Here is a 12,671-nt window from a genome sequence, read left to right as displayed (position 1 = left end):
ATGATGGCAAACATCACCATGGTTTCCCCATCCCCGACGATCAGCCAGCCCAGCAATGTCGTCCTGTTCTTCCGCTATCTGCGGCGTAACAAGGGTCTGGCGCTCGGGGTTATCATTCTCGTCGCGCTGTTCCTGTTCACGGTGATTGGCCTGCTGGTCGTCAATCCCAAGCATGCTTATCCGCTATCGGCCGGCCTCAAGCAGGCGCCGAGCCTGAAATATCCCTTCGGCACCGACTTCTTCGGCCGCGACCTGCTGGCGGCGATGGTGGTGGGCATGTGGCAAACTGCCTTCATCGGCCTGCTCGCCGGCGGCATCGGCACGCTGGTCGGCGTGGTCCTGGGGTTCACCTCGGCCTATTTCGGCGGCTGGATCGACGGGGCGGTTCGCACTGTCTGCCAGATCCTGACGCCGATCCCGGTGCTGCTGATCCAGGTCGTGGTGGCCGGTTCGCTCGACAAGCGCGACGTGACCATCTTCACCATGGCCCTCATTGTGGCCATGCTGGCATGGATGGGACCAACCCTGGTGATCCGCGCCCAGGTGATGACCATGAAAGAGCGGCAATTCGTTGCCGTCGCCAAGCTCTCGGGCGTCAGCGACATGGGCATCATCTTCCGCGAAATCCTGCCCAATCTGCTGCCGTTCATTGCCGCGGCCTTTGTGGGCCAAGTGTTTTCGGCGGTGTTTGCCTCGTTCTACCTGGCCGTTCTTGGGCTCGGGCCGCTGCGTGAGCCACTGCTGGGCAATATCATCTGGGCAGCGCAAAGCCAGGGCGCCTTCTTCAACGGTTGGTGGTGGTGGCCTCTGGAACCCGCCTTCGCGATGATCCTGATCCTGGGCGCGCTGGCCCTGGTCAATATGGGCCTCGACGAACTCGCCAATCCCCGCGTACGCAAGTCGGAATAGCAATGATGATGGACACAAAAGCCGCAGGTGCGCAGGCCGGCTCGCGCAATGCCACCGCGGCGTATGACGCAGGCAGCGCCAAATCCGTACTGCAGGTCAAAGGCCTCGAAGTCACCTACTACACCGACCTTGGCCGGGCCAAGGCGCTGGACGATGTCAGCTTTACCCTCGGCGCCGGCGAAAAGCTCGGCATGGTCGGGGAGTCAGGTTCCGGCAAGAGCACCATGGCCCTGGCCATGATGCGCATGATCAAGCCACCGGGGCGCATCGAAGGCGGCAGCGTTGTCGTCGATGGCACCGACCTGATGGCGCTCGATGACGATACCATGCGCCGCGCGCGTCTCGACAAGATCGCCTATATTCCGCAGGGCGCGATGAACTCGCTCAACCCGGTGACGCGCATCGGCGCGCAGATGGTCGACGCGATCAAATCGCACATGCCACGCGAGGGCCGTTCGGCGATCATGGATCGCTGCATGCACGCGCTGCGGTCCGTCGACCTGGATTCGGGCGTGTTCCGCATGTACGCCCATGAGCTCTCCGGCGGCATGAAGCAGCGCGTCTGCATCGCCATCGGCATTCTGCTCGAGCCCAAGGTGATTATCGCTGATGAGCCGACCAGCGCGCTCGACGTGGTGACCCAGCGCCAGGTGATGGAAACCATCGACCGTGTGCAGGACCAGATCAATGCGGCCGTCATCCTGATCGGCCACGACATGGGGCTGATGGCCCAGTTCGTCGACAAGGTCGCGGTGATGTATGCCGGGCGCCTGGTCGAGGTTGCCAGCGTGCGCGAGATGTTCACCGATCCCAAGCATCCCTATTCGCAGGCGCTGATTTCCAGCTTGCCGAACCTCGACAACAAGGGCGTTTTCCAGGGCATTCCCGGTCTTGCGCCGTCGCTGCTGCGCTTGCCGAGCGGCTGCGCTTTCCATCCGCGCTGTCCCTATGCCGAGGAATTGCAGCGCACGGTGCGTCCAGAATCCGTGACCCTGGCTGGCGGCCGGACCGTCACCTGCCACCTCTATGCGGAGGAGGGCCAGCATCATGGCTAACCTGCTCGAACTCAAGAATGTCTCCAAGGTCTACCAGCGCGGCATCATCAGCCCGCATGCCAATATCGCCCTGCGCGATATCTCGCTGACCCTCAAGGAAGACGAGCCGACCATCATGACGGTGGCTGGCGAAAGCGGCAGCGGCAAAACCACGCTTGCCATGCTGCTGCTCGGCTTCATCACCTCGACGACCGGGGAAATCCTCTATCGCGGCAAGAACATTGCCGGCCTCACCGGCAAGGACCGCCTGGCCTATCGCCGCGAGGTGCAGGCCGTGTTCCAGGACCCGTTTGCGGTCTTCAACCCGTTTTATACCGTCGATCATCTGCTGACCGTGCCGATCAAGCGGTTCAAGCTGGCCCGCAACAAGACCGATGCGCGCAATCGCATGGAGGAGGCGCTCACCGCCGTCGGCCTGCGGCCCGAAGACATTCTGGGGCGCTTCCCGCACCAGCTTTCGGGCGGCCAGCGCCAGCGCATCAATGTCGCCCGCGCCCTGCTGCTCAAGCCCCGGCTGCTGATCGCCGACGAGCCGGTGTCGATGGTGGATGCGTCGCTGCGCGCCAACATCCTGGAAACCCTGCGCAATCTGCAGCGCGACCATGGTGTCTCGATCATCTACATCACCCATGACCTGACCACGGCCTATCATATCGCCAAGTCGATCATCGTGCTCTATCGGGGTGGGGTGATGGAGGCAGGCGACGTCGATGCGGTGATCAAGTCGCCGCAGCACCCTTATACGCAACTTCTTGTGGACTCGATCCCGTGGCCCAATCTGAACCAGCGCTGGGGCGAACACCCGATCATGGCACGCGAGGCCGATGGCGTCAGCACCGGATGCCCGTTCCGCGCCCGTTGTCCCAAGGCGATGGAAATCTGCAAGACGCGCCCGCCGCTGTTCCAAATCAATCCCAGCCAGGCTGCAGCCTGCTATCTGCACGACAAGCAGCCGGAGATCGTGGCCGAGCGGCTTTCCGAACTGCTGCCGGCCTGATCTGATCGTCCTAACTTATGCATCGCCGTCCGCGGCCACGCGCCAGTCTTTACTGAGTGAGGTTTTATGCTCGAAATTGCCGAATTCATTTCCCCGGCGCCGTCCCCGGTGTGGAAGCTTGCCCAGCAGGCGGGCGTCAATCTGGCGGTCGGCGGACTGCCCTTCGATACGCTCCGGCCCGGTGAAACCGTCGGCGATCTGGCCCCGCTCCAGCGCATGAAGCAGGTCTACGAGGATGCCGGTTTCGAGCTGCGCGTCATCGAGGCCCGCCCGCCGCTCAACAAGGCCAAGCGCGGCCAGCCCGGACGTGACGAGGAAATCGCGGTGGTCTGCACCCTGCTCGAAAGCATGGGCAAGCTCGGCATTCCCGTCTGGTGCTACGAGTGGATGACCGACTTCAACTGGGTGCGCACCAATATGGCGACGCCGTCGCGGGGCGGCTCGGTCGTCACCAGCTTCGACATCAACGACGTGCCCGCCGATCTGACCAAGGAGCCGCCGATCGACGAGGAGGCGCTGTGGACCAATCTGGATTACTTCCTGCGCCAGGTGCTGCCCGTCGCCGAGCGGGCAGGGGTCAAACTCTCCATGCACCCGGACGATCCCCCGTTATCGCCGATCCGTGGCGTCGGCCGCATCATGCGTTCGATCGAGAACTACCAGCGCCTGATCGAACTGGTCCCCAGCCCGAGCAACACCATCACGCTGTGCCAGGGCAATTTCACCCTGATGACCGATGACCTGCCGCGTGAAATCCGTAAGTTCGGCAAGAATATCTCGTTCATCCATTTCCGCGACGTGCGCGGCGTGCCCACCAAGTTCGAGGAAACCTGGCACGATGCCGGCAAGACCGACATGCTGGCCTGCATGAAGGCCTATCGGGACATCGACTTCGACGGCGTCTTGCGCCCCGATCACGTGCCGACCGTCGAGGGCGACAGCAATGCCAATGCCGGCTACTCGGCATTCGGCCGGCTTTATGCCATCGGCTATATCCGCGGCTTGCAGGAAGCGGTTTACAGCGGGAGTGCGCAATGAAGATTGCGTTGACCGGAGCCAGCGGCCGGGTCGGCCGCGGCATTGCCGAGCTTGCCGTGGCGCAGGGCCACAGCATCGTGGGCATCGATCGTGTTCCCAAGCACGAGGAATTGCCGGAGGCCGTCAGCTTCATCCAGGGGGAAATGGATGATTATGACGCCCTGGTCGCGGCCTTTGACGGCTGCGACGCGCTGATCCATATGGCGGCCATTCCCTCGCCCGGCCGGCATCCCGATCATGTGGTGCACAACAACAATGTCGTTGGCAGCTATAACGCCCTGCGCGCCGCCGCCGAAAACGGCATCATGCGGATTTGCCAGGCCTCCAGCGTCAATGCCATCGGTCACGCCTATAGCCGGCACCCGCGCTATGACTTTTTCCCGATCGACGAGACGCACGCCAACTATAGCGAAGACCCCTATAGCCTCTCGAAGTGGATCTGCGAGCAGCAGGCCGACAGCTTCGCGCGCCGCCATGAGGGCATGACCATTGCCAGCATGCGGTTCCACTACGTGGTACCGGAGCGGGCCATGGCCGCACGGGTCTATCCCGCCGATGGCCCCAACGTCGACAAGCACCTGTGGGCCTGGACCAACCTCAACGCTGCCGCCGACGCCTGCCTCCGCAGCCTGAATGGCACGTTTACCGGCCACGAAGTGTTCTACATCGTCTCCCCCACGACGACGGTGGAAGTGCCCAGCCTCGAACTCGCGGCGCGCTACTTCCCCGACATTCCCGTCACCGGGGACCTCTCCGGCCTGCGCAGCTTTTTCAGCTCGGCCAAGGCGGAACGCCTGCTCGGCTGGGACCACGACGCGGCGATGGCGCAGGCACAATAGGGCCGACGCCGTCATGAATTTATCGCGCTGGCACACCGATTAAGGTGGCCAGCGCGATGTGTTTTCTAGGCAAGCCGAACCACGATGACGTCACGCGGCGGAATGGTCACGATACCACCCGTCGACGCATCGCCATTGCCCCAGAAGGTCTTGCTGAATGTCGCCGGGCCACTATCGAGCACGACGCTGGTCTGCTGGCTCTCGCGCGTCGGGTTGAGCAGCCAAAGCACCCGGCCGTCGGGGCCATCATGCAGACGGCCCTGCAGCGCGGGGTTGGACAATTTCAGCTGCTGGGTCTTGCCGGTCCAGGCGAGAACATCGGCGAAGAAGGCCAGGTTTTCTGCGTTGCTCTGCCTAAAATAGGCAATGCCCGGATTTGTGCCGACCAGCAGGGTGCGGCCTCGACCGAATGTGTTCTCGACCACTGCTTTCCTGCCATCGACGAAACTGCCGCGCACCGTTCCGGTCGTTGGGGAATACGATTGCAGGAACCCGCCACCCTTGACCGGCTTGCCGTCGAAATCGAAGGCGATCCGGTCGCCGATATCCGGCATGAACTCGACCTCGTCTTCGCGGGCACCGAATACCGCGTCGAGGCCGTTATTGGGCTGGACCGTGCCCACTTTGCCGCGATCGCCGAAATAGCCAGGCGTGGCTTCAGAGATCAGGGTGCCGCCATTCTCGACCCATGCCGCCAATGCCTTGGCGTGCTCGGCGGTCAGCATGATGGGATATGGCGCGTAGATGGTGGCGTAGTCGGCGATGTGGTCGATGTGGACCCAGTCGGCCTGGATGCCGTTGTCGAAGAAGCCGCGATAAGCGCCCCACATCGCTTCGCGATAGGTCTCGGGCTTGTGGTTATGGTTGAGCAGATAGTCCCAGGCCTGCGCCTCGGGGATGACGAGGATGGCGATGTCGCCTTTGACCGGCTTGGCGGCGAATAGCGGCTTCTGCTCGGCGGCATTGGCCCATTTGCCGATCTCGCTGGCCATGTCCGAGCGCGGGGTGCGCGAGCCGTCCATGCCGTATGACCCGAAAGCGCCGAACAGTGGACCATCGAGCAGTGGGCGATAGCGCAGGTTGAGCACGCCAGTGGCGCCGGCTGCGAACGAGGTCATGGTGAGGGTGCGAATATCCTCCGGGTCCATGACGCGACCATCGTCCTTGTCGCGGCCGAGCACCTGGGGTTGCAGCCAGAGCGGGCCGCCGGGGCGTTCGGCATGCCACCACGGCTTGCCGCGTGCGGCGGCACGGGTCAGGTCGGGGCCGAAGAAGTTCTGCCATGGCTTGAACCCGCGCCGGCTGGGCACCCAGGTGAGGCCATAAAGCTCGACCTTGGAGGCGGCGAGCCAGTCGTCCGAGCCGTTGGCCGCCATATTGGGAATGGCACCGCCGACGCCATGAGCGGCGATCAGGCAGTCCTGATCCACGGCCCGGATCGTATCGATCTTGAACTGCATCTGGCCGTAATAATTCTGCCGCTTGAACTCGAGCCAGTCGAGATTTTCGGGGTAGGCGGCGACTTCGGCGGGGGGCTCGATATCCTCCCATTCGGCGTAGGAATAGCGGTACCAGGCGTTGGCGAGGGTTTCGAGATCGCCGTATTTTGCCTTGAGCCAAAGCCGGAAGTCGGCCTTCATGTATTCTGAGTAGTCGACGTCGGCGGCGTAGTTGACCTCGTTCCAGACGTCATAGCCGAGCAGGCCCGGATGGCCCTTGTAGCGCGTGGCCATGGCGTTGAGGAATGCCGCCACCGCTTCCTTGACTTCGGGCGCATTCATGGTGAGGGCACCGGCCCCGCCCCCATTGTTGGAGAAGCCGCCTGTCGAAGAACTGACGCCCATATTGGAGGTCATCGGCCGCCCATCGGCGCGCAGCTGGCGTGCATGGCCGAACTGGCGATAGGCCCAGTCCGGGACGGTATGGGTCAGCTCGGCGATGATGGTTTTGATGCCGTTCTTGGCGGCTAAATCCATCTGGCGGTCATAGTCCTCCCAGTCATAGAGGCCCGGCTTGCGCTCGATCGAGGCCCACATGAACCAGTGACGGAAGACGTTGAGCCCATCTTCGGCAGCGACGCCATAGTCGCGCTCCCAATCCTCGCGGGGCGGGTTGGACTTGCGGAAATAGACCGCGCCGAACGGCACTTGCGGGAGCTTGTCGATGGGCATTTTGCGTTCCTTGAGCAAAGAGGTAGCGCGCGGCGCCAAGGCGCCGTTGCAAAAATGGGATGGGTGAAAGGGGCTGGTTTAGCGATCGAGGCCGGCCAGCGCCTCCAGTGTCAGGATGAGGGCTGAGTGGTCCTTGTCGCCATCGCCACGGGCGATGGCCGCGTTCATCAACTGCTGCGTCGCCGAGGCGTTGGGCAGCGCAATATCGAGCGCCTTGGCGGCGTCGACGGCCAGTGAAAGATCCTTGCGGTGCAGTCGGATGCGGAAGCCGGGATCGAAGGTGCGCTTGACCATGCGCTCGCCGTGCACCTCGAGCACGCGAGAGGCGGCGAACCCGCCCATCAGCGCTTCGCGCACTTTGGCTGGGTCTGCACCCGCCCGCTTGGCGAACAACAATGCCTCGGCGACCGCCGCGATGTTGAGGCCGACGATGATCTGGTTGGCGACCTTGGCGGTCTGGCCATCGCCATTGCCACCCACCAGGGTGATGTTCTTGCCCATGGTCTGGAACAACGGCAGCGCCTTGTCGAACACCGCCTGCGGGCCACCTACCATGATGGTGAGTGCGGCGTTCTTCGCGCCGACCTCGCCACCCGAAACGGGGGCGTCGAGATAATCGCAGCCCAGCGCTTCGATACGTTTGGCAAAATCCTTGGTGGCGACCGGGGAAATCGAACTCATGTCGATGACGAGCTTGCCGGCGGACAGTCCTGCCGCCACGCCATCTGTGCCGAATAGCACCGCCTCGACATCGGGGGTATCAGGCAGCATCAGGATGATGATGTCGCTGGCCGCGGCGACCGCTTTGGCTGACTCCAGCGCCGTGCCACCCTTGTCGACGAGATGCTGCGATGCGTCCTTGACGCGATGCAGCGCGACGCTGTGACCGGCGGCGATCAGATGTTCCGCCATTGGGCGCCCCATGACGCCAAGGCCGATAAAACCGATATTCATAGGACGCTCCTCAAAGATAGGGTTTCATCCAGCCCAGGCTCGCGCTGGTGCCGGCCTTTGGCTTGTATTCGCAGCCGACCCAGCCGTCGTAGCCGAGCCGATCGATCTCGGAGAGCACGAAGCCATAGTTGATCTCGCCGGTGCCGGGCTCGTTGCGGCCGGGATTATCGGCGATCTGGATGTGGCCGATGCGGTCCTTGAGGCGGGCATAGGTGGGGATGAGATCGCCCTGCATCACCTGGGTATGGTAGACGTCGTACTGGATGAACAGATTGTCGGACCCAACCGCATCGAGCAGGCGCTCGGCATGATGCGTGGTCGAGACGTGAAAGCCGGGAATATCACGCAGGTTGATCGGCTCGAGCAGCAGCTTGATGCCGGCGTCGGCGAGGCGGGGGGCCGCATATTTGAGGTTGGCGACTAGCACTGCGTCGCGCTGTTCGGCGGTGGTGCCGGCCGGTGCGATACCCGCAAGGCAGTTGACCTTGTCGCAACCCAGCGCCTGGGCATAGCGAATGGCCGTCATCACTCCGGCCTGAAACTCCACCACGCGATCGGCATGGCAACCAATGCCGCGTTCGCCGCCGTCCCAGTCGCCCGCAGGGAGGTTGAACAGCGCCTGCGTCAAGCCGTTCGATATGAGCGTCGCGGCGACCTCCTCCATGGGGAACGCGTAGGGACCGACATATTCGACAGCCTTGAAGCCATCTTTGGCGGCCGCCGCGAAGCGGTCAAGGAAGGGCAGGTCGGCGTAGAGAAACGAGAGATTGGCGGAGAATTTGGGCACGGAAATATCCTTCAAGCGGTAAAGCGGGTGCGGTGCATCATCCGCTTGTGGCGCGGGTCGGGGTTGGGCACGGCCGATATCAGGCTTTTGGTATAGGGCTGCTGCGGATCGGTGCAAATCTGCTCGGCAGTGCCCATTTCCACCAGCTTGCCGCGATGCATCACGGCGACCCGGTCGCAGAAGTAGCGAACCACCGAAATGTCGTGCGAGATGAAAACGAAGCTGAGATCGAGCCGCTTCTGCAGGTCGAGCAGCAGATCGAGGATCTGGGCGCGGATCGACACGTCGAGCGCCGCCGTGGCCTCATCGGCGATGATGATCTTGGGATCGAGCGCCAGGGCGCGGGCAATGCCGATGCGCTGGCGCTGGCCGCCCGAAAATGCGTGCGGATAGCGCTCCATGGCCATGGGGTCGAGCCCGACGAGTTCGAGCAATTCGCCCACGCGTTTTTCCAGCGCCGCACCCTTGGCTTTGCCGGACACGACCAGCGGATCGCCGATCACTTCCTTGACGGTCAAGCGCGGATTGAGCGAGGCGAAGGGGTCCTGGAACACCAGGCGAACGTCGCGGTGGAAGCTCTTGAGCTGGCGTTTGTTCAGGGCCGTCACATCCACCGGCTCGCCCTGCCCGAAATAGGTGACAGTGCCGCCTGTGGGCTCGACCGTGCGCAGGATCAGGCGGCCAAGCGTCGTCTTGCCGGAGCCGCTCTCGCCCACGATGCCGAGGTTTTCGCCCGGATAGAGATCGAAGCTGACATCGTCCACGGCCTTGATCGCATGGCTGCCGCCGCCGAACCATCCGGCTGAAGCGCCATAAAGCTTGGACAGGTTGCGCACGCTTAGCACCGGTGCGCGTGTGGTGGCGGCTGGCTCGGCATGGGTGGTGGCACGCTGGTTCTGCTCCAGTTTGACGGTCGAGCCGAGCAGGCGGCGTGTATATTCGTGCTTGGCATCGTGGAAAATGGCGTCGGCACTGCCGGCCTCGACGATACGGCCAAAATGCATGACCGCAACGGCGTCGGCGACTTCGGCGACGACGCCCATGTCATGGGTAATCAGCAGCATGGCCATGCCGCGGCTGACTTGCAGGCGCTTGATGAGGTCGAGAATTTCGGCCTGCGTCGTCACGTCGAGGGCGGTGGTCGGCTCATCGGCGATGAGGATTTCCGGGTCCGCTGCCAGTGCCATGGCGATCATGGCGCGCTGGCGCATACCGCCCGAGAACTCGAACGTATAGCGGTCGATCATCTTGTCGGGATTGGGAATTTCCACCTGCCGCAACAGCTCGATGGTTTCGGCGCGCGCCGCTTTCTTGTCCATGCTGCGGTGCAGGCGCAGCGCCTCGACGATCTGGCTGCCGATGGTGTGGACCGGCGACAGCGAACTCATCGGCTCCTGAAAGATCAGCCCGATCCGGCCGCCGCGTATCTTGAGCAGTTCGGGGCTGCGCTCGTTGAGGGTGGCGATGTCGATATCGCCGTGCTTTCCCTTGAGTAGGACACGGCCGGACGCAATGGCACCGTTCTTGTCGAGGATGCGCAGCAGGGCACGAGCGGTGACGGACTTGCCCGAGCCGCTTTCGCCGACAAGGCACAGCGTTTCGCCACGGCGCAGCTCGAAGCTGACATCGCGCACCGCATGCAGCACCTGGGTGCGCAGGCGGAAGTCGAGACTGAGGTTTTCCACCTTGAGCACGACGTCGCCGGCGGCGGCATCGGACTGTCGTTCGGTGATGACGTCTTGCGTTGGCATGGCGTCAGCTTTCGTACGGGTCGGCAGCGTCGCGCATGCCATCGCCAAGGAAATTATAGGCCAGCACGGTCAGCACCACCGCGCCAGCCGGCCAGATCAGCAGCCATGAGGCATTGGCGATGGTGCGCACGTTCTGTGCGTCCTGCAGCAGCACGCCCCAACTGACCACCGGCGCCTTGAGGCCGATGCCTAAAAAGCTCAGCGCAGTCTCGGCGACGATCATGGTGGGCAGTGCCAGGGTGACCACCGCGAGGATGTGACTGGTGAGCGAGGGGAGGATATGCCGGAAAATCAGCCGGCGCTCGCTCGACCCGTCCAGCCTCGCGGCGGTGACGAAGTCTTCGCTGCGCAGGGCAAAGAACCGGCCACGCACTTCGCGCGCCAATCCTGTCCAGCCGAACAGCGAGACAATGAGGGTAATGACGAAATAGACCGTCAGCGGCGACCAGGTCAGCGGGATCGCCGCCGCTAGACCCAGCCACAGCGGAATGGTGGGCATCGAGGAAATCACCTCGATGACGCGCTGGATGATCATATCCACCCAGCCGCCGTAAAAGCCTGAAATGGAGCCGAGCACGACGCCGAGCAACAGGCTGATGCTGACGCCGATCAGCCCGATCGACATGGAAATGCGGGTGCCGTGGATCAGCCGGCTGAGCAGGTCGCGGCCCAGCTTGTCGGTGCCAAGCAGATACATGGTGTCGCTGGTCTTGAGCGGCCCGATCAGGTGCACATCGGCGGGAAACAGGCCCCACAGCTTATAGGGCGCGCCTTTGACGAACAGACCAATCGGCACGACCTGGCTCTCGTCGATAACATACGATCGGCGCAATGACGCCTGGTCCACGCTCATCGTATAGCCGGTGACATGCAACAGGAACTGCTGGCTGCCATCGGGCTGGGTGGCGAACAGGCGCAATTCCTGCGGCGGCGCATTGGTGAATTGCGGCCGCGACGTATCGGGCAGGGCAGGGGCAAGGAATTCGGCGAACAGGCCGATCAGATACAGCATCAGGATGATGACGCCGGCCACGACCGCGACTTTGTTGCGCACGAACTTGGTCCACATCAGCCGCCATGGGCCAGCCGCAGCAGTCTCCACCGGCTTGCCGGCCTTGAGCGCGGAAACGGCAGGCCCGGTTTCCGGCGCCTCGTCGATGAAACTATGGGCTATCATCAGTTGAACCTGATCCGTGGGTCTAAGAGGGCAAGAAGGATGTCCGAAACCAGCATGCCGACCAGCGTCAGCACGCCCATCAGCAGGATGAAGCTGCCAGCGAGATACATGTCCTGGCTGATCAGCGCCCGCAGCAGCAGCGGGCCGGCAGTGGGCAGGTTGAGCACGATGGCGGTGATGGTGACGCCCGAGATGAGCTCCGGCAGCACCCAGCCGATGGCCGAGACGAACGGGTTGAGCGCAATGCGCACCGGATATTTCAGCACCGCTTTGTATTCCGGCAGGCCCTTGGCCTTGGCCGTCACCACATAGGGCTTGTTGAGTTCATCGGTGAGGTTGGCGCGCAGGATGCGGATCAACGCCGCGGTCCCGTTGGTGCCGATGACGATGATCGGAATCCACAGATGCGCCAGCAGATCGACGAATTTGCCCCAGCTCCAGGATGCTTCGGCATATTCGGGCGAGAACAGGCCGCCCACGCTCTGGCCGAAATATTTGTAGCTGAAATACATCAGCACCAGCGCCATGATGAAATTGGGCACGGCCAGCCCGATGAAGCCGAGCAGCGTGAAGCCATAATCGCCCACCGAGTGGCGGCGCATCGCCGAATAAATGCCGATCGGCAGCGATACCGCCCAGACGAACAGCAACGAGGCCAGAGAAATGCCCAGGGTCGAGCCCATCCGTTCCCAGATCAGGTCCGCCACCGGCCGGTTCCATTCGAACGAATAGCCGAAGTCGCCCCTGAACAGGATGCCGCTGATCCACTTCCAGTACTGCTCCCACATGGGCGCATCGAGGCCATAGATCTGGCGATAGCGCTCGATCTGGCCGGGATCGACATTGGCGCCGCTGTCCGCCATCGAGGCGAGCATCGAGGTTAGGTAGTCGCCCGGCGGCAGTTGGATGATCGTGAAGGCGATGATCGACATCCCGATCAGGGTCGGGATCATATAGACCAGTCGCTTAATCACATAGTTTAGCATGGCGGTT

Annotated in this window: 11 protein-coding genes; 5 read left to right on the top strand and 6 right to left on the bottom strand. The window is 63.0% G+C overall.

Annotated features, from left to right (window positions below):
- The first annotated feature begins 3 nt into the window (after positions 1-3).
- The 5 genes from ABIB57_RS02575 to ABIB57_RS02555 all read left to right on the top strand — a co-directional run bounded on the left by ABIB57_RS02575 (position 4) and on the right by ABIB57_RS02555 (position 4,838).
- Complete coding sequence (locus ABIB57_RS02575; RefSeq protein WP_354038271.1) at positions 4-909, top strand: ABC transporter permease; 906 nt, start codon at positions 4-6, stop codon at positions 907-909.
- A 5-nt stretch (positions 910-914) separates the two neighbouring features.
- Positions 915-1,964, top strand: coding sequence for an ABC transporter ATP-binding protein (locus tag ABIB57_RS02570; RefSeq protein WP_354038270.1), 1,050 nt, complete (start codon positions 915-917; stop codon positions 1,962-1,964).
- Complete coding sequence (locus ABIB57_RS02565; RefSeq protein WP_354038269.1) at positions 1,957-2,961, top strand: ABC transporter ATP-binding protein; 1,005 nt, start codon at positions 1,957-1,959, stop codon at positions 2,959-2,961. The genes ABIB57_RS02570 and ABIB57_RS02565 overlap by 8 nt, the downstream gene beginning before the upstream one ends.
- Before the next feature lie 66 nt (positions 2,962-3,027).
- A complete protein-coding gene (locus tag ABIB57_RS02560) occupies positions 3,028-3,999 on the top strand; it encodes a mannonate dehydratase (RefSeq protein ID WP_354038268.1) in 972 nt (323 codons plus the stop codon).
- Positions 3,996-4,838 carry an NAD-dependent epimerase/dehydratase family protein gene (locus ABIB57_RS02555; RefSeq protein WP_354038267.1) on the top strand — a complete coding sequence of 281 codons (843 nt, stop codon included), beginning with the start codon at positions 3,996-3,998 and terminating at the stop codon, positions 4,836-4,838. Before ABIB57_RS02560 ends, ABIB57_RS02555 begins: the two co-directional genes overlap by 4 nt.
- A gap of 65 nt (positions 4,839-4,903) precedes the next feature.
- On the opposite strand, the gene ABIB57_RS02550 is transcribed toward ABIB57_RS02555, so the two are convergent.
- The 6 genes from ABIB57_RS02550 to ABIB57_RS02525 form a co-directional block, all read right to left on the bottom strand.
- A complete protein-coding gene (locus ABIB57_RS02550; protein ID WP_354038266.1) occupies positions 4,904-7,009 on the bottom strand; it encodes a beta-galactosidase in 2,106 nt (701 codons plus the stop codon).
- Between the two features lie 78 nt (positions 7,010-7,087).
- Complete coding sequence (locus ABIB57_RS02545) at positions 7,088-7,963, bottom strand: 2-hydroxy-3-oxopropionate reductase (RefSeq protein ID WP_354038265.1); 876 nt, start codon at positions 7,961-7,963, stop codon at positions 7,088-7,090.
- Between the two features lie 10 nt (positions 7,964-7,973).
- The gene (gene hyi / locus ABIB57_RS02540; RefSeq protein WP_354038264.1) at positions 7,974-8,750 is read right to left on the bottom strand and encodes a hydroxypyruvate isomerase; all 777 of its coding nucleotides are present in this window, start codon (positions 8,748-8,750) and stop codon (positions 7,974-7,976) included.
- 11 nt (positions 8,751-8,761) lie between these two features.
- Positions 8,762-10,501: a dipeptide ABC transporter ATP-binding protein gene (locus ABIB57_RS02535; protein ID WP_354038263.1), complete on the bottom strand. Its 1,740-nt coding sequence runs from the start codon at positions 10,499-10,501 to the stop codon at positions 8,762-8,764.
- A 4-nt stretch (positions 10,502-10,505) separates the two neighbouring features.
- On the bottom strand, positions 10,506-11,678 hold the full coding sequence (locus ABIB57_RS02530) for an ABC transporter permease (protein WP_354038262.1): 1,173 nt from the start codon (positions 11,676-11,678) through the stop codon (positions 10,506-10,508).
- The gene (locus ABIB57_RS02525; protein ID WP_354038261.1) at positions 11,678-12,664 is read right to left on the bottom strand and encodes an ABC transporter permease; all 987 of its coding nucleotides are present in this window, start codon (positions 12,662-12,664) and stop codon (positions 11,678-11,680) included. Before ABIB57_RS02525 ends, ABIB57_RS02530 begins: the two co-directional genes overlap by 1 nt.
- Between the last annotated feature and the right edge of the window lie 7 nt (positions 12,665-12,671).

Origin of the sequence: Devosia sp. UYZn731, from assembly GCF_040546795.1 — a bacterium.
In the GTDB taxonomy this organism is placed as follows: Bacteria; Pseudomonadota; Alphaproteobacteria; order Rhizobiales; family Devosiaceae; genus Devosia.
Note: the sequence above shows the minus strand (reverse complement) of the source record. Positions and strands in the feature narration are given on the sequence as shown.